Origin of the sequence: Falsochrobactrum tianjinense (assembly GCF_019100495.1) — a bacterium.
GTDB lineage: Bacteria > Pseudomonadota > Alphaproteobacteria > Rhizobiales > Rhizobiaceae > Brucella > Brucella tianjinense.
Map to the genome: position 1 here is coordinate 464,913 of NZ_JAHRVA010000002.1, position 24,094 is coordinate 489,006.

Here is a 24,094-nt window from a genome sequence, read left to right on the forward strand (position 1 = left end):
ATGAGTAAGCCAGATAACGAGAAACGTCGTTTGCGTTCGCAGGACTGGTTCGCCAATCCCGATCATATTGACCTCACTGCGCTCTATCTGGAGCGCTTCATGAATTCAGGCGTCACGCCCGAAGAACTGCGCTCCGGCAAGCCCATCATCGGCATCGCCCAGAGTGGCAGTGATCTGACGCCATGCAATCGCCATCATGTGGACCTGGCCAAGCGCGTTCGCGACGGCATTCGCGATGCAGGCGGCATCCCAATTGAATTCCCGACCCATCCGATGTTCGAAAACTGCAAGCGTCCGACAGCCGCGCTCGATCGCAACCTCGCTTATCTCGGCCTGGTCGAGGTTCTTTATGGCTATCCGCTCGATGGCGTCGTGCTGACGACGGGCTGTGACAAAACCACACCGTCAGCGCTAATGGCGGCATCAACCGTCGATATTCCCGCAATCGTGCTTTCGGGTGGCCCGATGCTCGATGGCTGGCATGAAGGCACCCTTGCGGGTTCCGGCACAGTGATCTGGCGCTCGCGGCGCAAGCTTGCAGCCGGAGAGATCGATGAGGAAGAATTTCTGGATGCGGCTCTGGATTCAGCACCTTCCATCGGTCATTGCAACACGATGGGCACCGCCTCGACCATGAATGCCATGGCTGAGGCGCTCGGCATGTCGCTCACGGGTTGCGCGGCCATTCCTGCCGCCTATCGCGCCCGGGGCCAAATGGCATACCGCACTGGCCGCCGTGCCGTCGAACTGGTGCTAGAAGACATCAAGCCATCCGATATTCTCAGCCGCGAAGCATTTCTCAATGCGATCCGGGTCAATTCTGCAATCGGTGGCTCGACCAATGCGCAGCCGCATCTGGCCGCAATGGCGAAGCATGCAGGCGTCGATCTGCGCCCCGAAGACTGGCAAGTCCACGGCTATGACATCCCGCTTCTGGCCAATGTGCAGCCTGCGGGTGAATATCTGGGCGAAAAGTTTCACCGCGCAGGCGGTGTACCCGCCATCATGTGGGAATTGATGCAGGTAGGCAAGCTTTCGGGGAACGTGCCGACAGTAACCGGCAAGACCATGGCCGAGAATCTGCAAAATCGGAAGGCCACCGACCGCGATGTGATTTATCCCTATGCTGCGCCGCTTAAGGAAAGCGCCGGCTTTCTGGTACTCAAAGGCAATCTGTTCGATTTTGCCATCATGAAAACCAGTGTCATTTCGGAAGACTTCCGCAAACGCTATCTGATGGAACCAGGTCGCGAGGGAATCTTTGAAGGCAAGGCCGTGATCTTCGACGGCTCCGAGGATTATCACGCACGTATCAACGATCCCGAACTGGGGATCGATGAAAACACCATTCTGGTCATTCGCGGCGCAGGCCCGCTGGGTTGGCCCGGCTCGGCCGAAGTCGTCAATATGCAGCCGCCAGATGCCTTGCTAAAGCGCGGTATAAGCAGCCTGCCCACCATAGGCGATGGTCGCCAGTCGGGTACGGCGGACAGCCCCTCCATCCTCAACGCCTCGCCGGAAAGCGCGGCAGGCGGTGGTTTGGCCTGGGTGCGCACTGGCGACGTCATCCGCATCGATTTCAACGAAGGGCTTTGCGATATGCTCATCGATAGTGCGGAGATCGAGCGGCGCAAGCTTGGCGGCATTCCGGCAGTGCCTGCGGATGCGACCCCATGGCAGAAAATCTATCGCCAGACGGTAACGCAGCTATCCGATGGCGCCGTCATAGAAGGTGCTTCGGAATTCCAGCAGATCGCCAGAACGCCGCCGCGCCACAACCACTGATTCATGCCAGTCAATGAACCGCCCATTGTTTCAATGGGCGGTTTTTTAGTGCGTACTGATTGACTCCCCTACAATCCTGTCATAACAAATAATCATAACCTATCATACAGGTTTGAGGAGTTGACGATATGGAAGGCGCAGACTCTCTGGTCAGCACAGTCATAGGCACCTTGACCGAGCGCATTCGGCTTGAGGAACTAAGCCCCGGTGACCGCCTGCCAAGTGAAGGCGATATCGCCAAAGAGATGGGTGTTTCCCGTACAGTGGTGCGGGAAGCGTTTCAGTCACTGGCCGCGCTCCGCCTGATCGAACTCAATACCGGGAAAAGAGCAACTGTCGCGGCACTGGATTTTTCATCCATGGCGCCCTTGATCGACCATGGAATATCCACCGACCAGATTACGATCCAGCAGATTTACGATGTACGCCGAACCATCGAAATCCGCACAGCGGCCCTTGCTGCTCTGCGCCGTTCCGATGAGCAAGCAGATCTGATCTGCCGTCATGCAGCCATGATGACTGAGCAAGCGCGCGATCCGGACAAATTGATGGAGCATGATCTGTGCTTCCATCAGGAAATCGCGCGCGCCAGTAAAAATCCGGTATTTTCGATCATTATCGGGGCGTTTGAAGGCGCCACCAGACAAACATGGCCCATTGGCTGGCGCAGCCGTGCGACCAGCCGCGAGCAGGGTTTCATGCTTGATGTCCACCGTCTTATCGCCGAGGCAATCAGGGCGGGCGATCCACAGTCCGCGCAAACCCATATGGCAACTCATTTCGACGAAAGCGTTCGTGCGCTGCTGAATGCAGGCATTTTGTAAGGTGAACTCCCATGAAAATTACCGCAATTGAAACCATCCGCATCGATGAGCGCCCGAACCTTCTCTGGGTTCAGGTGCATACCGATGAAGGCCTGGTCGGCCTCGGCGAAACCTTCTTCATGTCGAAGACAGTTGAAGCGTATATTCACGAATATATCGCGCCGCGCGTTATCGGGCGCGATCCATTGCAGATTGATCTTCTGGCCAATGAATTGACGGGTTATCTCGGCTTCCGCTCGACTGGTGCTGAAGTACGCGGCAATTCCGCCTTTGACATCGCATTGTGGGATTTGTTTGGCAAAGCCACCAATCTGCCGATCGCACAACTACTGGGCGGGTTCAGCCGCCGGAAAATCCGTACCTACAATACCTGTGCGGGCGTTGAATACATCAAAAAGGCGACCGGCCAGCAGTCGGAAAATTACGGTCTTGCCGATGGCCATGAAAACTATGACGACCTCAACGGGTTTTTGCATCGCGCCGACGAATTGGCCCTGTCGCTGCTCGAAGACGGTATTACGGCAATGAAAATCTGGCCGTTCGATATGGCTGCAGAAAAAACACGCGGCCAATATATTTCGTCGCCGGATCTACGCGCCGCCCTTGAGCCTTTCGAAAAGATTCGGTCGGCTGTCGGCGACAAGATGGACATCATGGTCGAGTTTCATTCGATGTGGCAATTGCTGCCCGCTATACAGATTGCCCGCGAACTCAACCCGTTCAAGACATTCTGGCACGAAGACCCGATCAAGATGGATAGTCTTGGCAGTCTCAAGCGCTATGCGGAAGTCAGCCATGCGCCAATTTCAGCTTCGGAAACGCTTGGGTCACGCTGGGCGTTCCGCGACTTGCTGGAAACCGGCGCCGCCGGCGTGATGATGCTCGATATTTCCTGGTGCGGCGGGCTGTCGGAAGCGCGTAAAATCGCGTCCATGGCTGAAGCCTGGCATCTGCCGGTTGCCCCGCACGATTGCACCGGTCCGGTTGTTCTTTGCGCTTCGACCCATCTGTCATTGAATGCACCAAACGCGCTGATTCAGGAAAGCGTGCGAGCCTTCTATAACACCTGGTATCGCGACCTCGTCACGGCCTTGCCAGAAGTGAAAAACGGCATGATTACCGTGCCGCCCGGCGCGGGATTGGGCATGGAACTGAACCCTGAAATGGACAAGGCATTCACCGTGTCACGCCGCACAAGCGATAGAAACGACATCTGAATCACCTGTTAAATCCGGCGCACGGGTTGGTTCGTCATCTGATCCGTGCGCAGCCCTCTCAAAAAATAACAATATCTCACAGATTTTTTTGCAGGCAGGTTTAAACCGCTTGCGCCTCGGCTACCCACCGTCAAGGCACCCGACGTAAAGGCAAAAACCGATCCAGTCGAAAGGTTCACTATGACCGGTAGCAAAAAATGAAGGCGATATTTCAATATCTTGCGAACTATCATACAAAGGCACCGATTGAATCGATTGAAGTGGTCCATATTCTGGAAATCGGTGTTTCTTGCGGTGATGGATCGACATTAAATGCAGCGTCCAAAACGGGCAGTTCATCCAGTATAGCTGGCAATGCCGGACTGGTCTGGACTCATGGGCAAACTCATACTATTAGGCAAAATGGAGGCGTTGTCAGACATCCTGACAACAAGATGCCTGATGAAGAATACAGGCCCGACGGCATCGAATGGAGGATGATTATGCCCAATCCAATGCACGGAACAGCGCCAGTTCGGCAAGTGTCGTGAGCAGGCATTCGGCATAGGTGTGCTCATCCAACAATCTCCGGTTCTATACCCTTTTAGACCCGCATGACGGAGGCTTTATGAAAAAAGCTGTCGATCTTTTTTATGGTTTTATAGGAGCACTTCTGGTGTTCTGCCTGGCCGCGATGGCAGCTATGGTCTTCCTTAATGTTGTATTGCGGTATGCGGCCAATTCCGGGCTCAATGTCTCGGACGAGCTCTCACGCTATTTTTTCATTTGGGTCAGCTTCCTTGGCGCCGTTCTGACATTTCGCGAAAACGGCCATCTGGGCATCGAGACTCTGGTCGCCAGGTTTTCCCGTAGCGGACGCATATTCTGCATGATCCTTACCAATCTGGTGATCTTGCTATGCTCAGGCATTTTTTTCTGGGGCACATGGAAGCAATCAGGCATTAATGCCAGCATGCATGCGCCCGTCACCGGCCTGCCGATGATCTATGTTTATGGCATCGGCCTGTTTACCGGCGGCGGCATTTTCATCATCGCGCTAGAGCGGCTGATCCGGTTGTTGACCGGACGCGTCACAGACGACGAGATAGCCCATTTCGCGGGTGAAAATCTCTCAATTGAAGAGCTGACGGAGCGCTGAGATGACTCTACTTGTATTCGTCGGCTCGCTACTGGGCTCTATGGCGATTGGCGTTCCCGTCGCTTTTGCACTGATGTTCTGCGGCGTCATTCTGATGACCTACATGGGCATGTTCAATACGCAGATCATTGCACAGAACATGATCGCAGGGGTCGATTCCTTTACGCTGCTCGCCATTCCATTCTTCATTCTGGCGGGTGAATTGATGAATTCTGGCGGCCTGTCGCGCCGCATCATCGATTTCGCCATTGCCTGTGTCGGACATATTCGCGGCGGTCTTGGCATTGTCGCGATTCTGGCGGCTATTATCATGGCCAGTGTGTCGGGTTCGGCCGCCGCCGACACCGCAGCGCTTGCCGCAATCCTGGTCCCGATGATGGCGCGCGCCGGTTATAACGTCCCACGCTCGGCCGGCCTGATGGCCGCTGGCGGCATCATCGCCCCGGTCATCCCTCCGTCCATGGCATTCATCGTCTTTGGCGTCGCCGCCAATGTGTCGATCACCAAGCTGTTCATGGCCGGTATTTTTCCCGGCTTGCTTATGGCCGCCGGCCTGACCATCACCTGGCTGATTGTGGTTCGTAAAGACAATATCCAGACTCTGGAAAAGCAGACCAGCGCACAACGCTGGGCTGCGACGGGCCGCGCCTTGTGGGCGCTTGGTATGCCGGTGATTATTCTTGGCGGCATCCGTATGGGCGTCATGACGCCGACAGAAGCGGCTGTTGTCGCCGCCATGTACGCGCTGTTTGTCGGCATGTTCATCTATCGCGAACTCAAGCTGGTCGATCTTTACGGCGTGTTCCTGCGCGCGGCGAAAACAACGTCCGTCATTATGTTCCTCGTTGCTGCGGCACTGGTTTCCTCGTGGCTGATTACGGCTGCCAATATCCCTGCTGAAATCACCGGCTATATCGAGCCTTTGATCGAGAACCCGAAACTGCTGATGTTTGCGATCATGATCCTTGTTCTGATCGTGGGCACAGCACTGGACCTGACGCCTTCGATCCTGATTCTGACTCCGGTATTGATGCCCATCATCACGAAGGCTGGCATCGATCCGGTTTACTTCGGCGTAATGTTCGTCATGAACACCTGTATCGGGCTGATTACACCACCGGTCGGGGTTGTGCTGAACGTGGTCAGCGGGGTTTCACGAGTTCCGCTGGGCAAAGTCGTTATCGGCATATGGCCGTTCCTGGCCTCACAGGTCGCAATCCTGCTCCTGCTGGTGTTGTTTCCCCAGCTCGTCATCGTCCCAATGAACTGGCTTTACTAGTTCTTACCATTACAACCTTAACCACCATTATCCTTAGGGAGGATACTATGAAAAAACTGGCATTACTCGCTACATCCGCACTGATATCGGTCGCCGTCACCGCACCCGCTCTGGCTGACTTCCAGACGCGCAATATCCGCGTTTCCAACGGTATCAATGAAGACCATCCGGTGGGCAACGGCATCAAGGTCATGAATGCCTGCCTGGATGAAAAGTCCGGCGGCAAGATGAAAATCACCGCATTCTGGGGCGGTGCTCTGGGCGGCGACCTTCAGGCAACGCAGGCTCTGCGTTCAGGCGTACAGGAAGGCGTCGTAACATCGTCTTCACCGCTTGTCGGCATTCTGCCGGCTCTGGGCGTTTTCGACCTGCCATTCCTGTTTGCCAATGACAAGGAAGCCGATACCGTCATGGATGGTGAGTTCGGCGACATGATAAACGAAAAGCTTGAAGCAGTTGGTCTCGTCAATCTGGGCTATTGGGAAAATGGTTTCCGCAACCTGTCCAATTCCAAGCGCCCCGTTACCAAGTGGGAAGACTTCGAGGGAATGAAAATTCGCGTCATGCAGAATAACATTTTCCTCGATACATTCCAGAATTTCGGCGCCAATGCGACGCCAATGGCTTTCGGTGAAATCTTCTCCGCTCTGGAAACCAAGGCAATCGATGCGCAGGAAAATCCTTACGTGACCATCGACACCTCAAAGTTCTATGAGGTTCAGAAATACATCACTGAGACCAACCACGCTTATACGCCGTTCCTGTTCCTCTTCTCCAAGCCGATCTTCGACAGTTATTCGACCGAAGAACAGGCCGCATTGCGCGAATGCGCCAATCTCGGTCGTGATGAAGAACGCAAGGTTATCCGCGAACTCAACCTCAAGTCGCTTGAGAAGATCAAGGAAGCCGGGCTTGAAGTGAACAAGCTCTCGCCTGAAGAGCAGGCGCGCATGCTGGAGAAGTCCAAGGTCGTATATGACAAGCACAAGGATGAAATTGGTGCGGATGTCGTTGACCGCATCCAGGAAATCCTTGCCGACCTGCGTAAGAGCTAATCTATCCCAATAAAAGGGCCGCGGATCTGCCGCGGCCTTTTTTCATATTCTTCAATCCATAATTCGAGCTTGCGCTCCTTTAGTGTGGCTTTGAACCCGAAATTCGCTCGCAACCTCACTGTATGGTCATACGAATTTCAGATTGGCCCCATAGCCTAATCCTATCCAAATACTGTTGCGACGGCTTTCTTCGTTGCTGCAACGACCTGGTCCGCTTCATCGCGAGTCAGACAAAGCGGCGGCGCAAATCCCAGAATATCGCCCTCCGGCATAGCGCGGCCAATAACGCAATTGGCAAGCAGTGCCGTCGATACCTGTGCACCGATCTTCTGCGATGCATCGAAAAATTTGCGATCATCCCGATCTTCGACAAACTCGATTGCCGCCATCAGACCTTCGCCGCGAATTTCTCCAATATGCTTGTGGTCGCCAAGGGCATCCTGCAAGGCTTTACGGAAATAGGCACCGGTGGAACCGGCATTTTCAACCAGCTTCAATTCATCGATGAGTTGCAGATTGGCGACACCCGCCGCAGCACAAATCGGATGTGCGGAATAAGTCCAGCCGTGGCCAATCGGACCCATCTGGTCCGATCCCTGCACCAGCACCTCCCACATGCGCTCAGACACGATCGAACCCGACAATGGTGCATAGGCGGAAGTAAGACCCTTGGCGATCGTAATCAGATCGGGCTTCATCCCGTAATGGTCAGAGCCGAACATGCTGCCCAGACGGCCAAAGCCGGTCACGACCTCATCAGCGACAAGCAGAATATCGTAGCGGTCGAGAACGGCCTGGATTTTCTGCCAGTAACCATCAGGCGGCGGCACGATGCCGCCCGTCCCCAGCACCGGCTCGCCAATAAAGGCGGCAATCGTATCCGGCCCTTCGGCAAGGATCATTTCTTCCAGCTTGTCCGCACAATATTGCGCGAATTGCTCTTCGTTCATGGAGCGGTCCGGACGGCGGAAATAATAGGGGGCCTCGGTGTGAAGAATCGGCGCGCGCGGCAGATCGAATGCATTATGGAAAGCGCCAAGCCCCGTCAGGCTGCCAGTCATGACGCCGGAGCCATGATAGCCGCGCCAGCGTGAAATGATTTTCTTCTTTTCCGGGCGCCCGAGAATATTGTTGTAATACCAGATCAGCTTGATATTGGTTTCATTGGCATCGGAACCGGACAGGCCAAAATAAACTCGGCTCATATGGTCTGGCGCCCGGTCGATAATCATCTTGGAAAGCGTAATCGACGCTTCGGTCCCATGGCCGACATAAGCGTGGTAATAGGCAAGTTCGTGCGCCTGTTTGGCGATCGCATCGGCGATTTCCTTACGGCCGTAGCCGACATTGACGCAATAAAGCCCGGCAAAGGCATCGAGGCTTTTACGCCCGTTCACATCGGTAATGAAAACGCCTTCACCGCCGCCCAATACGCGCGTCGGCGTTTCGCCGCGCGCATGCATACCCATATGCGTGGATGGATGGAAGAAATGGTCGCGATCCCAAGCGATAAGTTCATTGCTTTTATTCAACATTGTCATGTCCTTTCCTGTCACGACGCATTCAAGCGACGGTATCGATGCACAGATATTTGAGTTCGGTGAAAGCTTCGATGCCTTGACGTGCGCCTTCACGTCCCAGTCCCGACTGTTTCCAGCCGCCAAAAGGGATCGGCGCGCCAGTGATTTTGGCGCGGTTGATGGCGACCATGCCATATTCGAGCGCACGGCCCATGCGAAGCTGCCTTGCGCCATTGGCCGTCACCACATAGGCGACGAGACCGTATTGCGTGGCATTAGCGCGCGCGATCACCTCATCTTCACTATCAAAAACGGTGACTGCCGCCACCGGGCCGAATGTTTCTTCATGCATAAGGGCCGCGTCATGAGGCACATCAACGAGCAATGTCGGCTCGAAGAAAAGCGTATCGTTTCCGATGCGGTTGCCGCCAACCTGAATTTTCGCACCGTGTTTGCAGGCGTCACGCACATGCTCTTCCACCTTGTCGACGGCGCGGACATGCATCAACGGGCCGATTTCACTCGCGGGATCAAGACCGTTTCCGGTTTTCAACGCCGCAATGCGGGATGCAAAGGCTTCCGCAAAGGGTGCATAAATACCGCGCTGTACGAATATCCGGTTCGCGGCGAGGCAGTCCTGTCCGGAGGTGGCGAATTTTGCGGCCATGGCAATATCCACCGCGCGGTCAATGTCGGCATCGTCGAAGATAATCAGCGGCGCATGTCCGCCCAGTTCCATGACAAGCCTTTTCACGGTTGCTGCACATTTGCCGGAGATCATTTTTCCGATCTCGGTGGAGCCGGTAAAACTGAGCGCGCGCACGCGCTCGTCCCGGCAGAACGCATCGACAATCGGAGCCGCCGCACCGGTCACGACATTGAAGACGCCTGCGGGCATGTCGGCGCGCTCTGCGAGCTCGGCCAGAGCCAATGCAGAAAGAGGTGTTTCCGACGATGGATGGATCACGACCGGGCAGCCAGCCGCGATAGCCGCCGCCGCCTTGCGCGTAATCATGGCATTGGGGAAATTCCATGGCGTCACCAGCGCGACAACGCCCAGCGCTTCACGGCGCACGAGCATTTCCGCATCGGGCAGATGGCTGGCAATGGTCTCACCGTTAAGTCGCTTCGCCTCTTCCGCAAACCACTCGATAAAGGAGGCGCCATAATCAATTTCCCCACGGGATTCGCCAAGCGGCTTGCCTTGCTCCAGCGTCATGAGCACCGCGAGATCCTCACGGTTGGCAAGGACAAGCTCATACCAGCGGCGCAATATCGCGGCCCGCTCCTGCGGTAGTCGGCCGCTCCACGCGGGAAAGGCTTTCTCTGCCGCATCAATGGCAAGCGCCGCCTGCCCTTCCTCAAGGCTCGCCACATGGGCGAGCCGACGCCCTGTCGCCGGATCGGTGACGGCAAAAGTTTCTGCTTTCTCACCCGCCACCCAGCGCCCGTCAATATAGGCCAGTTCGCGGAAAAGATGCTTGTCCTGAAGTCTGCCTAATCCGTCATGCTGTATCGGATGGTCCAGAATGGCATTCATTATGCTTCTCCCGTTTCTGCGGAAAAGCATGACACGATCTGGATTGAAAATCGGACTAAAGAGAGAGGCCAAACGAGTGAATTGGACTATTCTCGGATGGTCCAACAGGCAGATCGGTCTATTCGGGTTTCCCTGCCAGCAGCGATAACGGCACGCCAGTCTTCTCGTCCTTGACCAGCTTGGTCACGATATAGGTGAAATAGCGCTCGATCCCGATGTTCTGGTCAAGCATACGGTCGATCAGACGTTGATAGCTGTCGATATCGTGGGCCACGATCATCAGGAAATAATCGACACCACCACCAACCGACCAACAGGAAACGATTTCTGGAATCGCGCAAACCGCCCGCTCGAAGCGGTCGAAGTCACTTTGGCGATGATTGCCGAGCGTGATCTGCACCGCGACATGAGCAATGGGGGCAACCTTTCGCAGTGCAATATGCGCATGATAGCCGGTGATGATACCTGCTTCTTCAAGCTTGCGCAGCCGCAGCCAGCATGGCGTGGGCGAAAGCCCAACTTTTTCAGCAAGCGCCGATCTGGTGATCCGCGCATTTTCCTGCACCGCTTCCAGAATACGAAAATCGACAGTATCGAGCTTGAGAGCGGTTTTCATCACACAGTTCCGGTGCGGTAAGAAGATTATGCCTTTCTCATTGGCATGGCTCCTTCTCACTGGCAAGTGCGTGCAGTCCAAAAATAGCTAACATCAAAATTGTAATGATCCAATATAGCCATTGACATGATCAACTTGCTCTTCCACACATAGTATTAACGATAAGAATAAACACATGGGGAACGAGAATGCGGCCTTACGGTTTCGCATGGGTGCTTTGTTGCGCCCGGAATATACTTGCTTGTCATCGCACGCAATATTGCGCAGCGTCCCCTTCCCTTTTGACGCTTTGTCTGGAGGGGCGGACGCCATGAGGGGGATGGTCGGTGTTTCAGAAATCGAAGCGGCGCGTGAAAGGCTGAAAGCCCATATCGCAGCAACGCCGCTTGTCCGCTCCGAAAGCCTGAGCGGGCAAGTCGGAGTGCCGGTATTTCTCAAACTCGAAAACCATCAGCCAACCGGCAGTTTCAAGCTGCGTGGCGCAACCAATGCACTTCTGTGTTTGTCGGAAGAAGAGCGGCGCAATGGACTTGTGACCGCCTCCACCGGCAATCACGGGCGTGCTCTGGCGCATGCTGCATCCACTCAAGGGCTGACCGCTACGATCTGCCTTTCCGCCCTCGTGCCGCACAACAAGGTCGAAGCTATTCGCAAACTTGGTGCGCAGGTATGCATCACTGGCAAATCGCAGGACGACGCGATGGAGGAAGTGGAGCGGTTCGTGCGCGAAAAGGGCATGAATGCGATTCCGCCCTTCGACGATCCACGCATCATCGCCGGCCAGGGAACCATCGGGCTGGAAATTATCGACGCACTTCCTGATGTGGGAACAGTGCTTGTGCCTTTGTCGGGAGGCGGACTTGCGGCCGGAATTGCAGCGGCGGTCAAGGCAAAACGTCCGGAGGCGAAAGTAATCGGCATTTCCATGCGGCGGGGGGCCGCCATGCAGGCCAGTCTTGCAGCGGGAAAGCCGGTGGAAGTCGAAGAGCTCGACACGCTGGCCGATTCTTTGGGCGGGGGCATCGGCCTGCACAATCGCTGGACTTTCAATATGTGCCGGGCGTTACTTGATGATGTGATCCTGCTCGATGAGGACGAAATTGCTGCCGGTATCCGGCACGCGGCCGAGATTGAGGGCGAAATCATCGAAGGGGCAGCGGCCGTCGGCATCGCGGCAGTACTTGCGGGAAAAATCCGGCCCGATGGGCCGACCGCGATCATCGTATCGGGCGGCAATATTGATCCTGAACAACACCGCGCAATCATGGAAAACAGCTATCGGAGGGCAGGCTGATGACCGGAATGACTATTCTGACTGAAAGCGATCTCCGCCAGCTTGTGACGCTGGATCGCGAAAGCATTGCCTGCGTTGAGGATGCATTTCGGGCGCTCGCAGGTGGCGGCGTCCGCATGCCCCCGATCCTGCGCCTTGATATTCCCGCCGAACGCGGCGAAGTCGATGTGAAGACCGCCTATATTCCGGGGCTGGACAGCTTCGCTATCAAGATCAGTCCCGGCTTTTTCAACAATCCATCTATCGGCCTTCCTTCAACCAATGGGTTGATGATTCAGTTTTCCGCTAAAACCGGCCTCATTGAAGCGTTGCTGCTCGATAATGGCTATCTGACTGATGTGCGCACCGCCGCAGCCGGAGCTGTTGCCGCAAAGTATCTCTCGCGCGAGAACACAAGCATCGCGACTGTTTTCGGCGCAGGCATGCAAGCGGGGCTGCAACTCGAAGCCTTGCTGCTCGTGCGCCCCATCACGCAAGCGCGGATCTGGGCGCGTGACATGGAAAAAGCGAAAAGTACGGCAAACGATCTGTCAGCAAAGCTCGGCATTTCCGTTAAAGCCGTTGCCGATGCGCGCGAAGCCTGCCGGGGCAGCGATATTCTCATAACGACAACACCATCGGAACAACCGCTGGTGCAAGCGGAGTGGCTGGAACCCGGCCAGCATGTGACCGCCATGGGCTCGGATGCCGAGCATAAAAACGAGATCGACCCAGCGCTTTTCCGTCGCAGCATCGTCTATGTCGCCGACAATCTCAGCCAGACGCGCAGGCTGGGCGAATTGCACCACGCTATCGCCGCCGGAATTGTCGAGACCAATGCCAGCTTCCCGGAACTCGGCCAGATCATTCTCGATGCCGAAACGTTCCGCCGCTCACCGGAAGACATTACTTTCTGCGATCTTACCGGCACCGGCGTTCAGGACACGGCGATTGCACGCCTCGCCACGCAACGCGCCATAGCCCGCGATGCAGGCATGAAAATCGATTCACGCAAAATTGCAGGAGCCATTCAATGAGTGCGGAACTCAACTTCACCCGCGCAGAATATGATCAGCGGATTGCTAAAACTCGCCGCGCCATGGAGAAGGCAGGCGTCGATCTCATCATCGTCACTGATCCATCGAATATGCACTGGCTGACCGGCTATGACGGGTGGTCTTTCTATGTCCATCAATGCGTCGTGCTGGCCACGGACGGCGAGCCTATCTGGTACGGGCGCGGGCAGGACGGCAATGGTGCAAAACGCACAGCATGGATCGCTCACGATAATATTGTCGGCTATCCCGACCATTATGTGCAATCCACCGAGCGGCACCCCATGGATTTGCTGGCCGCGACCATTGAGGGACGCGGCTGGGGCAACAGCACGATTGCGGTCGAATTCGACAATTACTGGTATACCGCAGCCGCCCATCACTCCTTGCAAAAGCACCTGCCGAATGCGCGTTTCAAGGATGCACAGGGCCTCGTCAACTGGCAGCGTGCTGTTAAAAGCCCGACCGAGATCGACTATATGCGCAAGGCGGGCCGCATTGTGGAAGCCATGCACCAGCGCATCGTCGAAAAGATCGAGCCGGGCATGAGAAAATGCGATCTGGTGGCTGAAATCTACGATGCGGGCATTCGCGGCGTTGATGGTTTTGGCGGCGACTATCCCGCCATTGTACCCCTATTGCCATCCGGCATCGACGCTTCGGCCCCGCACCTCACATGGAACGACCTGCCGATGAAAACCGGCGAAGGCACGTTTTTCGAGATTGCCGGCTGCTACAAACGCTATCATTGCCCGTTGTCGCGGACGGTCTTTCTCGGCAAGCCGACACAGGCTTTCCTCGATGCGGAAAAGGCAACGCTTGAAGGCATGGAAGCCGGGCTTGCAGCCGCCCGTCCCGGCAATACATGCGAAGACATCGCCAATGGCTTCTTCGACATTCTCAAGAAGTACGGCATCGTCAAGGACAACCGCACCGGCTATTCGATTGGCCTTTCCTATCCGCCCGATTGGGGCGAGCGCACCATGAGTCTTCGTCCCGGCGACCGCACCGAATTGCAACCGGGCATGACCTTCCATTTCATGTCCGGCCTGTGGCTGGAAACCATGGGGCTGGAGATCACTGAAAGCATCGTCATTACGGATAAGGGCGTCGAATGCCTGTCCAGTGTGCCGCGCAAGCTGGTGGTGAAGGATTAGGCGATGATGCACACGACGCCACCGCCCCACCCCTCTTCGATCACGCCCACCGTCGATCTCGACCGTGACGGCGTGCAGCATGGCCATCTGAGACTGCCCTGGTCGCGTGACGATTCCGCCTGGGGTTCGCTGATGCTGCCGATCTGTGTCATCCGCAATGGCGACGGACCAACCGCACTTCTGACCGGCGGCAATCATGGTGACGAATATGAAGGCCCGGTCGCCCTTTACGATCTCGCCGTCAATCTTGCGCCCGAACGCATAAGCGGGCGCGTCATCATCGTGCCTGCCATGAATTATCCCGCCTTCATGGCCGGAACACGCACATCGCCCATCGACAAAGGCAATCTCAATCGCAGCTTCCCCGGTCGCCCGGATGGAACGGTCACGGAAAAGATCGCAGACTATTTCACACGCTATCTTCTGCCCGCTGCCGATATCGTCATGGACTTCCATTCCGGCGGGCGCACGCTCGATTTCCTGCCCTATGCGGCGGCTCACGCTTTACCTGACAAGGCGCAGGAGGCCCGTTGCTTTGCTGCGGTCAAAGCGTTTTCGGCACCTTTTTCCATGCGGATGATCGAAATTGATGCCGTTGGCATGTATGATACGACCGCAGAAGAAGCAGGCAAATTATTCGTCACTACAGAACTTGCAGGTGGTGGCACGATTTCAGCGCGTACGGCGGCAATTGCAAAGCGCGGAATTGGCAATCTTTTGCGCCATGCAGGCATTCTGGAAGGCGAGGTTGAGCTTTCACCGACCACATGGCTCGATATGCCTTCGCAGGATTGTTTCGGCTTTGCCGAGAACGATGGGCTTCTGGAACCGCTTGTCGATTTGGGGGCAACAGTTCGCACAGGCGACATCATAGCCCGCATTCATACGGTAAACCGCACCGGCAGGGCGCCGCAGGAATATCGCGCCGCGTTGGATGGCATTCTCGCCGCCCGCCATTTTCCGGGGCTTATCAAGATGGGCGATTGTCTCTCGGTGATAGCCACAATCAGCGAGGCCCCGTAAATATCTGAAGCAAAAGCCGGAGCAACAAACAACCGGCATCCATATAGAGGAGTGAACACAATGCGCATGAAACTTCATACAATTTCCGCCCTGTTTTCCGCAGCAGCCGTCATTGCCCTGGCCGTCCCGTCGCAAGCTGTCACGGTGGACGATCTCAAAAGCGCCGGTTTTGTTCGCGGTGCCACCGCCAACGAAGTGCCTTACGGCTATATGGATGCAAGCGGTGCAGCCAAGGGCATTGGCCCGGACGTAGCAGCCGTAATCTTCAAGAAGCTCGGCCTGGAGGAAATAGAGTGGACCGTCACGCCTTTCGGCTCACTTATCCCCGGACTGAAGGCCAAGCGATTTGAGTTCGTAGCGGCCGAACAGGCCATCCTGCCTGAACGCTGCAAGCAGGTGCAGTTTAGCGTGCCGAATTCGAGTTACGGTGAAGGCCTTCTGGTCCCCAAGGGCAATCCGAAGAAAATTCATTCCTATGATGACATTAAGAAAGACCCCTCGCTGAAGGTCGCCATCGTATCGGGCGCGGACCAGATCGACTTCCTGCACGCCATGGGCATCGATGACACGCAGATCGTAATGCTCCAAGGGAATGCCGATGCGCCCTCCACCGTCCAGACCGGACGCGCGGACGCTTATGCCGCTACCGAACTGACAGTGGCGAAGCTGGTCGAAAATTCGCCGGAACTTGAGCAGGCTCATCCTTTCACCGACCCTGTCGTTGATGGCAAGCCCGCAAGAAGTTTTGGCGCTTTCAGCTTCCGGCCCGAGGACAAGGATTTCTTCGCAGCCTTCAACAAGGAACTGATCGAGTTCAAGAAGACTGACGACTACTCGAAAATCCTCATGACCTACGGCCTGAGCGAAGAGAGTGTGGAGGCCGCACGCTCAGCAGATACGGAAAGCCTTTGCGCCGGAAAATAATCGCCGTTATGCCTGCCGTTCCGTTCATTCGGGACGGCAGGTTTTCTCTCATTCCTGCCGGGAGACGCCCAAATGCATTGGACGGAATATCTTCCTGCCCTTTTTGAAGGCGCACAAATCACTGCTGTTCTCGCCTTGAGTTCAATGACGCTGGGCGCGATCATGGCATTTGCCGCCGGTATTGCCCGTTTTGCCGGTGGGCCGATCCTTTCTACGATTGCGGTCGTCTATATCGAGATCTTTCGCGGTACGTCCCTGCTGGTGCAGTTGTTCTGGCTTTACTACGCCCTGCCCCTGATGGGCGTTTCCTTCGACCCGATCACCACGGGGATCGTGGGGCTTGGCCTCAATATCGGCGCCTATGGCGCGGAGGTCGTGCGAGGTGCCTTGCAGGCTGTGCCCGAAGCCCAGCACGAGGCCGCGCGGGCGCTCAATTTCAGTAAAGTACATACACTGTTTCATGTCATCCTGCCGCAAGCCGTAGTGGAAATGATGCCTGCTTTCGGCAATCTTGCCATCCACAATCTCAAGGACACCGCACTCGCCTCGCTGATTGCGATCAGTGACCTGACCTTTCAGGCGCAGCGGCTGCGCAACCTCACGCTCGACAATGTGACGATCTATTCTCTCACGCTGCTGGGTTACTTCGCCATGGCGCTCGTCCTGTCCGCAGCTATCCGCTGGCTGGAACGGCGCCTGAAACGGCAAACGATGGTGGGGGGCTTCGCATGATCTACGGTTACGCTTGGGACACCACCACTTCGCTCTCTTTCGCCATCTCGATTCTACCAATTCTGGCGATCGGGCTCACCGTAACGCTGAAAGCCGCTGCGGCAGGTTTCGCAATCGCGCTGGTTCTCGGCCTTGTCTTTGCACTTTTACGACGCAGCCGTTTCGTGTTCATATCCTGGCCGACCGTAGTGGTCGTCGAATTTCTGCGCGACACACCCTTGCTGGTGCAGCTTTTCTTCCTTTATTATGTCCTGCCGGTCTATGGCATCATATTGCCTGCCTTCCTCACCGGGGCTCTGGCGCTGGGATTGCAATATTCGGCCTATACGTCCGAAGTTTATCGCGGCGGTATCGAGGCCATTGCGCGCGGGCAATGGGAAGCGGCGCGGGCACTCAATCTCACGCCATGGCGCACCTATCGCAATATCGTCATTCCACAGGCCATACCCCGCATCATACCGACTATGGGCAATTATCTGGTTTCGATGCTCAAGGAAACGCCGGTGCTTTCGGTCGTCAGCATTGTCGATATGCTCAATCTCGCCAACCTTATCGGAGACCGCACCTTTGAATATCTGGTGCCGCTATCAATGGTCGGCCTGATTTTCCTCATTCTGACACTTATCTGCTCGGCGGCTATTCGCCTGCTCGAACGCAATCTTCCAAAAAATGGGATCGCACTCAAATGACCGAGGAAATTATCCACTTTCAGGATGTAACCAAACGCTTCGGAGCGCTGACAGTTCTGGACGGCTTCAATTTCTCGGTCACGACGGGCGAGAAAGTAACACTGATCGGCCCCTCGGGATCAGGTAAATCGACGGTGCTGCGTATCCTCATGACGCTGGAACCATTTCAGGAAGGAACGCTTGAACTCGCTGGAATACCCTATCACGAGCCGAACGGAAAAGGCCGGTTTCAGGCCAGCGAAGCCCATTTGCGCAAAATCCGCGCGCATGTCGGCATGGTGTTCCAGAGCTTCAATCTGTTCCCGCATATGTCTGTTCTACGCAATATTATCGAAGCCCCGATCCATGTGCTGGGCATGAAGCGTGACGAGGCGGAAGCCCGTGCACTCGATCTGCTTTCGCTTGTCGGGCTTTCCGATAAAAAGGATCATTTCCCCGCGCAGCTTTCGGGCGGTCAACAGCAACGCGTAGCCATTGCGCGCGCACTCGCCATGCGCCCGCGCGTTCTTCTGTTCGATGAACCGACATCGGCGCTCGATCCACAATTGGTGGGCGAAGTTCTGGCTGTCATACGCAGTCTGGCGCAGGAGCACGACCTCACCATGCTGCTTGTCACCCATGAGATGCGCTTCGCGCGCGAGGTTTCAGATCGGGTCTGCTTCTTCGACAAGGGGCGTATCTGTGAGCAAGGAACACCCGACCAGATATTCCACACGCCCACGCAGGAGCGCACGAAAGAGTTCCTGCAATCGGTTCTTTAAGTATTCAACCGTTCAGGCGATCGAGCTTACATCATAGATAGGTGGCAATTGTGCGAAGGTTTCTCGGATTGTTTCAAGCGCGGCCCGCAAAGCCGAGCGTGACAATCTTCCGCCCAGGCATATGCGAATTCCACCTTTGCTGCGGTCGCCGCCCACCACGAACGGATCGGAGGGCGTGACCGCCACGCCCTTGCTGGCCAGCGCACGAACCAGGCCGTCTTCGGACCAGTTGCGCGGGATTCCCAGCCATGCGCAAAGCGACAACGGATTGCTGCCAAGGATATGCGCTCCGAGAATATCGCTCACCAGCGCTTGCCGCGAGCGTAATTCGCTTCGCTGAAGCTCCAGAAGCTCGGTGGTGGTTCCGTCTTCGATCCATCGGCTTGCCATTTCAGCAACCAGATTGATGCCGCTCCAGCTCGTCACCCGCAGGATAGATGTTACCCGAATGGAATAATGCGTGGGAACAACAAGATAGCCAGTCCGCAAGCCGGTCATGACGGTCTTGGTGAAGCTGGTGACAAAGAAGCCCAGTTCCGGCAGAAGTTCGGCCATGGAGGGCAATGGCTCTTCCAGAATAGGCTTGTAGACTTCATCCTCTATGACGCATACGCCAAAGCGTCGCGCGATCCCGGCAATGGCGATGCGTCTTTGAGCCCCCATCAAATGGCCGGTCGGATTACCAAGGGTCGGAATGAGGACCAGCGCCCTTACGTCCCCTGCCGAGCAAGCTGCTTCGAATGCATCGGGCAGAATGCCCTGCTCATCGGTCGGCAGGCCGCGTAAGGTGAAACCGAGCACATTCGCCAGCCCTATGATGCCGTGATCGGTCAGGCTTTCGGTCAGCACGACCTCATCCGGCTGCACCACCGCAGCCACGGCGAGGAACAGCCCATGGGCCGCCCCGTTGGTAATGATGATGCGTCCAGGGTCGACGTCGACGGAAAGCCCGCGCAACCAGTCGCGTGCGATGGCTCGATGGCGGTCAAGTCCGGCAATAGGACGGCAGGGCCGCATGAAGATAGCATTCTCGCTCTGGCTAAGTTCGGCAAACAGCCGACGCGACGTGCTTTCATGCGCTTCCGTATAGACCGCGCGAATGATCGACAGATCCGCGGCTCCGCTCGGGTCGCGGTCCAGCATGAAACTATCGGCGCGTTCCGTCACGCGATTGCAGACATAAGTCCCCCGCCCCACTTCGCCACGCAGATAGCCACGGCGTTCCGCTTCCTTGTAGCTGATGCTGACGGTCTGTACGGAAAGGCCAAGCTGGTGAGCCAGATCGCGATGCGTCGGCATCCGCATTGAAGGCTGGAGAATTCCTCTGTCCACGTCCTCGACGATTTTCTCGGTCAAAAGCCGGTGCTTGGTTATTCCCTTGCGCATTTCCAGCCGGGGCTGCCAGAAGTCCCCATCCGCACCGTCATGACAAGTCATTCATTGACCCTACCAATTATCAAAACAATCATGACAATCTATCTGCTGGACAGTGCAGGTTGCAAGCCTAACTTCTATTAAGGCATTGGAGCTTCTCGCCACTGAGCGGCAGGTGAACCATATGCCGTGCCTGGATCACCTACTTGACAGTTAATCAATCGATTGATTAACTAATACCATGATTACACCAAGGCAAGACGAGCGGACCCAAGCGTCCCTATCCAGCGACCAGACGCGAATGGCCCTCATTCACGCGGCACTGCATCTTTTTGGATCAAAGGGCTTCGATGCAACCTCCACGCGTGAGATCGCCAGCATCGCCAAGGCGAATATAGGCTCCATCGCCTATCACTTCGGCAATAAGGAAGGGCTGCGGCTTGCCGCTGCCGATTATATTGTTGAAACGATGCAGAGTTTTGCCGGGCAGGCTCTGGGGCATTATGGGGGCATCGGCGCACCCGCTGAAACGAAAGAGGCCGCGCGTGAGCAATTACTTTCAGCGCTGGAACGCATGGTACATTTCATTGTGGCGCAGCCGGAAGCGGGCGAAATCGTCCAGTTTCTGCTGCGTGAACTGGCTCACCCAACCACTGCCCTCAATCGCATCTATTCCGGCGTATTCGAACCGACCCATCGCAGGCTTTGCGCCATATGGGAAGCAGCAACGGGCGAAGCGGCCGAAAGCGAGGGCGCGCGGCTTACCGTTTTCACCTTGATCGGACAGGTCATTTATTTCCGCATCGGGCAGGAAGCCGTGAAACGCCGTATGGGCTGGAAAGAGATCGGCCCTGCCGAAGCTGCCGCCGTTGCAACCATCACACGGCAGAATCTTTCGGCCATGTTTGCTGCCAGAGATGAAGCAGAAAAGGGAGATGCGGCATAATGAGCCTCCTGTGCATTCTTCCCTTTGCCTCGTCCCTGTTTGCTGCTTGCACTATGCAGCCGCTCGCGGTCGGCTATGTGGAAGGCGAATTCGTACAGCTTGCTCCGCTTGAGGTCGCGCAGGTGCGCTCAGTGGTGGTGAGACGTGGCGACCGGGTGGAAGCAGGAAAGCCGGTCGCGGGCACCGAGGACGTGGACGCGAAGATTGCGGTCGCGCAGGCTGAAGCCACGCTGGCGCAGGCCAGAGCGCAACTGGCCAATCTGCAAGTCGGTAAACGCCCTGACGAGATCGCGGTTCTGGAAGCGGAAGTCCGCACGGCCCAGGCTCAAGCGCGTGATGCGCGCCGCACGCTTGCGCGCACGCGCGACCTTGCCAAGCGCGGCGTGATGACCGAGGCACAGCTCGACGATGCCGCAACAAAAGTGGAACTGGCCGAAGCCGCTATCGGCCAGAGCACGGCTAATCTGGCAGTGGGGCGCCTACCTGCTCGCCCCGAGGAAATCAACGCTGCCGAAAATGCGGTAAAGAGTGCGCAAGCCCAGCTTGATGCGGCGCGCTGGCATCTTGCCAAACGGGTGATCGAAGCGCCTGCTACAGGCCGGATAACCGACATCATTCGCAACCCCGGCGATATTGCCGGACCATCCGCGCCTATCCTCACCATGCTGCCGGACGGTGCGGTAAAACTGAAAATCTATATACCGCAAGACAGGTTCTCATCCGTCAAGGTGGGTGGGTTGCTGTCGGTGCGTTGCGATGGGTGCCCGCCGGGCCTTCAGGCGCGCGTGAGCTATGTTTCGCCCGATCCTGAATTCACACCGCCTGTCATTTATTCACTCGAAACCCGCCAGAAGCTGGTCTATCTCGTTGAGGCGCGTCCCCTCGATCCATCATCCCCTCTACAGCCCGGCCAGATCGTCGATGTCGATCTGGAGGCGAAATAAGCGGGAGGTTGCCGTGCCCAACGTAATCGATGTGAGCGGACTCGTAAAACGTTTCGGCAAGGCCACGGTTGTCGATCATGTGAGTATGTCGGTGGCAGAAGGTGAGATTGTCGGCTTTCTGGGGCCGAACGGGTCAGGCAAGACCACAACCATCCGCATGATGTGCGGGCTGCTGACGCCGGACGAGGGCGAAGGGCAGGTTCTCGGCTACGACCTCAGGACGCAAGGCGGCAAGATCAAGCGCGAGGTCGGCTATATGACCCAGCGTTTTTCATTCTACGAAGATCTGACCATTGCCGAGAATCTGGAATTTGTCGCCCGGCTTTATCAGTTGAAGCCAGCTAAAGAGCATGTGGCCCGTACCCTGGATGATCTTGGATTGACCTCGCGCAGTAACCAGCTTGCCGGTACCCTTTCAGGTGGCTGGAAGCAGCGTTTGGCATTGGCTGCATGCATCATGCACAAGCCGAAACTTTTATTGCTTGACGAGCCGACTGCCGGTGTCGATCCCAAGGCACGGCGTGATTTCTGGGATGAAATCCACCACCTTGCCGATGGCGGCCTGACGGTTCTGGTCTCGACCCATTACATGGATGAGGCTGAGCGCTGCCATCGCATCAGCTACATTTCCTATGGCAAGCTTTTGGCCACAGGAACGGTCAGCGAAGTTATCGAGCGCGCCGGGCTTACGACCTTTGTCGTCAGCGGGCAACGGCTTGGCGATATTGCGCGCGAACTGGAAGACGAACCCGGCGTTGATCAGGTCGCCCCTTTCGGCGCGACACTGCATGTCGTTGGCTCCGACAAGGCCAAGCTCGAAGCTGCCTTGACCAAGATAAGGCATCGCGACGGAGTGTCCGCTGAAGCAGGCGAAACCAGTCTGGAGGATGTCTTTATCCAGTTTATGGCCAATTCACAGGATAATATGTCGAAAGGCGGCAAACCATGAGGGGCGGCTGGTTCTCTTTCGCGCGTCTGGGCGCCATATTGACGAAGGAATTCATCCAGATGCGGCGTGATCGCGTCACCTTTGCCATGATGCTCGTGGTACCGCTGATGCAATTGCTCCTGTTCGGCTTTGCGATCAACAACGATCCGAAAAACCTGCCGACCGCTTTGGTCGCCACCGGCAACGATCACTATACGCGCGCTGTGATTTCGGCGCTAGAAACAACGGGTTACTATCGTTTTGATCATGTGGTGCGCAGCGCGGCTGAGGCCGAAGCTCTCATCGCCAGCGGGGCTGTTTCATTTGTCGTAACTATTCCTTCCGATTTTGCCCGGCGCGTTGATGCAGGCGATGCGCCACAAATCCTCATCGAAGCCGACGCCACCGATCCGTCGGTAGCGAGCGGCGCGATTTCGACGCTCGGAACGCTCGCCAGTCAGGCGCTTTTGCGGGAACAGGGCAAGCAGGCAGAGGCGCGGGATGCAGCCCGAAGCCAGTTGCAGGTCGTCGTGCACCGTCGTTACAATCCGGAAGGCGTGTCGCAATACAATATCGTTCCGGGCCTGCTGGGTGTGATATTGCAGATGACCATGGTAATGATGACCGCAATGGCGCTGACCCGCGAGATCGAGCGCGGCACCATGGAAAATCTGCTCGCCATGCCCGCTTCACCAGCCGAAATCATGCTGGGCAAGGTCCTGCCATTTCTGGTGGTCGGCGCAGTGCAGGTGGCGGTGGTTCTCGTTGCTGCAAAGCTTCTGTTCGGCATACCCTTCGTCGGCTCGTTGACAGTATTACTAACCTGCGTGCTGATCTTCGTCCTGTCGCTGGTACTGCTGGGTTATACGATCTCGACGGTTTCTAGGACGCAGATGCAGGCCATGCAGCTCACCTTCTTTTTCTTTCTGCCTTCGCTGATGCTATCGGGCTTCATGTTCCCATTTCTGGGAATGCCGAGCTGGGCGCAGGCTCTGGGCGAGATTTTTCCCCTCACCTATTTCTTACGTATCGTTCGATCGGTGATGCTGAAAGGGGCGGGACTATCCGACATAGCGGGCGAGGTCTACGCGCTCATATTCTTTGTGTTGCTTTTTGCGTCGCTGGCGCTTCTGCGATTCCGCCGCACGCTTGATTGAGCGCACCGAACACTTCAATGCACTGCCACCAATGATGGTGGCAGCGTTGACCGAAGCGCTCAACAAAAAAGCCCCAGACTTCGGTCTGGGGCTTTTTATTTGATATAGCATTTATTTTTTGGTTGCGGGGGCAGGATTTGAACCTGCGGCCTTCAGG

General features: G+C 56.4%; 23 protein-coding genes. 19 read left to right on the forward strand and 4 right to left on the reverse strand.

Translation table 11 applies throughout. The features are described from left to right. The 7 genes from KUG47_RS07715 (at window position 1) to KUG47_RS07745 (ending at window position 7,298) form a co-directional block, all read left to right on the forward strand. Window positions 1–1,785: an IlvD/Edd family dehydratase gene (locus KUG47_RS07715; RefSeq protein WP_217677354.1), complete on the forward strand. Its 1,785-nt coding sequence runs from the start codon at window positions 1–3 to the stop codon at window positions 1,783–1,785. Between the two features lie 128 nt (window positions 1,786–1,913). Then, window positions 1,914–2,609, forward strand: coding sequence for a FadR/GntR family transcriptional regulator (locus KUG47_RS07720; RefSeq protein ID WP_217677355.1), 696 nt, complete (start codon window positions 1,914–1,916; stop codon window positions 2,607–2,609). An 11-nt stretch (window positions 2,610–2,620) separates the two neighbouring features. After that, complete coding sequence (locus KUG47_RS07725) at window positions 2,621–3,826, forward strand: mandelate racemase/muconate lactonizing enzyme family protein (protein ID WP_217677356.1); 1,206 nt, start codon at window positions 2,621–2,623, stop codon at window positions 3,824–3,826. Window positions 3,827–4,023: 197 nt separating this feature from the next. Next, window positions 4,024–4,356, forward strand: coding sequence for a hypothetical protein (locus KUG47_RS07730; protein WP_217677357.1), 333 nt, complete (start codon window positions 4,024–4,026; stop codon window positions 4,354–4,356). A gap of 77 nt (window positions 4,357–4,433) precedes the next feature. Continuing rightward, window positions 4,434–4,964, forward strand: a complete 531-nt coding sequence (locus KUG47_RS07735; protein ID WP_217677358.1) for a TRAP transporter small permease — start codon at window positions 4,434–4,436, stop codon at window positions 4,962–4,964. Window position 4,965: 1 nt separating this feature from the next. Further along, on the forward strand, window positions 4,966–6,243 hold the full coding sequence (locus KUG47_RS07740; RefSeq protein ID WP_217677359.1) for a TRAP transporter large permease: 1,278 nt from the start codon (window positions 4,966–4,968) through the stop codon (window positions 6,241–6,243). 47 nt (window positions 6,244–6,290) lie between these two features. Next, window positions 6,291–7,298 (forward strand): TRAP transporter substrate-binding protein, encoded by a 1,008-nt coding sequence (locus KUG47_RS07745; RefSeq protein WP_217677360.1) that lies wholly within the window; start codon window positions 6,291–6,293, stop codon window positions 7,296–7,298. Between the two features lie 161 nt (window positions 7,299–7,459). On the opposite strand, the gene KUG47_RS07750 is transcribed toward KUG47_RS07745, so the two are convergent. The 3 genes from KUG47_RS07750 to KUG47_RS07760 form a co-directional block, all read right to left on the reverse strand. After that, a complete protein-coding gene (locus tag KUG47_RS07750; protein WP_217677416.1) occupies window positions 7,460–8,833 on the reverse strand; it encodes an aspartate aminotransferase family protein in 1,374 nt (457 codons plus the stop codon). Window positions 8,834–8,861: 28 nt separating this feature from the next. Beyond that, window positions 8,862–10,358 carry an NAD-dependent succinate-semialdehyde dehydrogenase gene (locus KUG47_RS07755; protein WP_217677361.1) on the reverse strand — a complete coding sequence of 499 codons (1,497 nt, stop codon included), beginning with the start codon at window positions 10,356–10,358 and terminating at the stop codon, window positions 8,862–8,864. Between the two features lie 118 nt (window positions 10,359–10,476). Further along, the gene (locus KUG47_RS07760) at window positions 10,477–10,974 is read right to left on the reverse strand and encodes an Lrp/AsnC family transcriptional regulator (protein ID WP_217677362.1); all 498 of its coding nucleotides are present in this window, start codon (window positions 10,972–10,974) and stop codon (window positions 10,477–10,479) included. A 319-nt stretch (window positions 10,975–11,293) separates the two neighbouring features. Here KUG47_RS07760 and eutB point away from each other — a divergent pair, with 319 nt between their 5' ends. The 8 genes from eutB (at window position 11,294) to ehuA (ending at window position 18,588) form a co-directional block, all read left to right on the forward strand. Further along, window positions 11,294–12,268 (forward strand): hydroxyectoine utilization dehydratase EutB, encoded by a 975-nt coding sequence (eutB, locus tag KUG47_RS07765; protein WP_217677417.1) that lies wholly within the window; start codon window positions 11,294–11,296, stop codon window positions 12,266–12,268. Then, complete coding sequence (locus KUG47_RS07770; protein ID WP_217677363.1) at window positions 12,268–13,284, forward strand: cyclodeaminase; 1,017 nt, start codon at window positions 12,268–12,270, stop codon at window positions 13,282–13,284. Before eutB ends, KUG47_RS07770 begins: the two co-directional genes overlap by 1 nt. Continuing rightward, complete coding sequence (doeA, locus tag KUG47_RS07775; protein ID WP_217677364.1) at window positions 13,281–14,459, forward strand: ectoine hydrolase DoeA; 1,179 nt, start codon at window positions 13,281–13,283, stop codon at window positions 14,457–14,459. Before KUG47_RS07770 ends, doeA begins: the two co-directional genes overlap by 4 nt. A gap of 3 nt (window positions 14,460–14,462) precedes the next feature. After that, on the forward strand, window positions 14,463–15,482 hold the full coding sequence (gene doeB, locus KUG47_RS07780; RefSeq protein ID WP_217677365.1) for a N(2)-acetyl-L-2,4-diaminobutanoate deacetylase DoeB: 1,020 nt from the start codon (window positions 14,463–14,465) through the stop codon (window positions 15,480–15,482). Between the two features lie 60 nt (window positions 15,483–15,542). Beyond that, window positions 15,543–16,406, forward strand: coding sequence for an ectoine/hydroxyectoine ABC transporter substrate-binding protein EhuB (ehuB, locus tag KUG47_RS07785; RefSeq protein WP_217677366.1), 864 nt, complete (start codon window positions 15,543–15,545; stop codon window positions 16,404–16,406). A 72-nt stretch (window positions 16,407–16,478) separates the two neighbouring features. Continuing rightward, on the forward strand, window positions 16,479–17,138 hold the full coding sequence (ehuC, locus tag KUG47_RS07790; protein WP_217677367.1) for an ectoine/hydroxyectoine ABC transporter permease subunit EhuC: 660 nt from the start codon (window positions 16,479–16,481) through the stop codon (window positions 17,136–17,138). Continuing rightward, window positions 17,135–17,827 carry an ectoine/hydroxyectoine ABC transporter permease subunit EhuD gene (ehuD, locus tag KUG47_RS07795; RefSeq protein ID WP_217677368.1) on the forward strand — a complete coding sequence of 231 codons (693 nt, stop codon included), beginning with the start codon at window positions 17,135–17,137 and terminating at the stop codon, window positions 17,825–17,827. Before ehuC ends, ehuD begins: the two co-directional genes overlap by 4 nt. Next, window positions 17,824–18,588, forward strand: a complete 765-nt coding sequence (gene ehuA / locus KUG47_RS07800; RefSeq protein ID WP_217677369.1) for an ectoine/hydroxyectoine ABC transporter ATP-binding protein EhuA — start codon at window positions 17,824–17,826, stop codon at window positions 18,586–18,588. The genes ehuD and ehuA overlap by 4 nt, the downstream gene beginning before the upstream one ends. Before the next feature lie 12 nt (window positions 18,589–18,600). Here the strand turns inward: ehuA and ehuR are convergent, their stop codons facing one another. Then, entirely contained in the window at window positions 18,601–20,025 is a 1,425-nt protein-coding gene (gene ehuR, locus KUG47_RS07805) for a MocR-like ectoine utilization transcription factor EhuR (RefSeq protein WP_217677370.1), read from the reverse strand. A 178-nt stretch (window positions 20,026–20,203) separates the two neighbouring features. On the opposite strand from ehuR, the gene KUG47_RS07810 reads away from it, so the two are divergent. From KUG47_RS07810 to KUG47_RS07825, 4 genes are read left to right on the forward strand one after another with little or no spacing between them, the layout of a single operon-like run. Continuing rightward, the gene (locus KUG47_RS07810; protein ID WP_217677371.1) at window positions 20,204–20,908 is read left to right on the forward strand and encodes a CerR family C-terminal domain-containing protein; all 705 of its coding nucleotides are present in this window, start codon (window positions 20,204–20,206) and stop codon (window positions 20,906–20,908) included. Further along, window positions 20,908–21,852 (forward strand): HlyD family secretion protein, encoded by a 945-nt coding sequence (locus KUG47_RS07815; RefSeq protein ID WP_217677372.1) that lies wholly within the window; start codon window positions 20,908–20,910, stop codon window positions 21,850–21,852. Before KUG47_RS07810 ends, KUG47_RS07815 begins: the two co-directional genes overlap by 1 nt. A gap of 13 nt (window positions 21,853–21,865) precedes the next feature. Continuing rightward, on the forward strand, window positions 21,866–22,801 hold the full coding sequence (locus KUG47_RS07820; RefSeq protein ID WP_217677373.1) for an ABC transporter ATP-binding protein: 936 nt from the start codon (window positions 21,866–21,868) through the stop codon (window positions 22,799–22,801). Continuing rightward, on the forward strand, window positions 22,798–23,937 hold the full coding sequence (locus KUG47_RS07825) for an ABC transporter permease (protein WP_217677374.1): 1,140 nt from the start codon (window positions 22,798–22,800) through the stop codon (window positions 23,935–23,937). The genes KUG47_RS07820 and KUG47_RS07825 overlap by 4 nt, the downstream gene beginning before the upstream one ends. Window positions 23,938–24,094 lie beyond the last annotated feature (157 nt).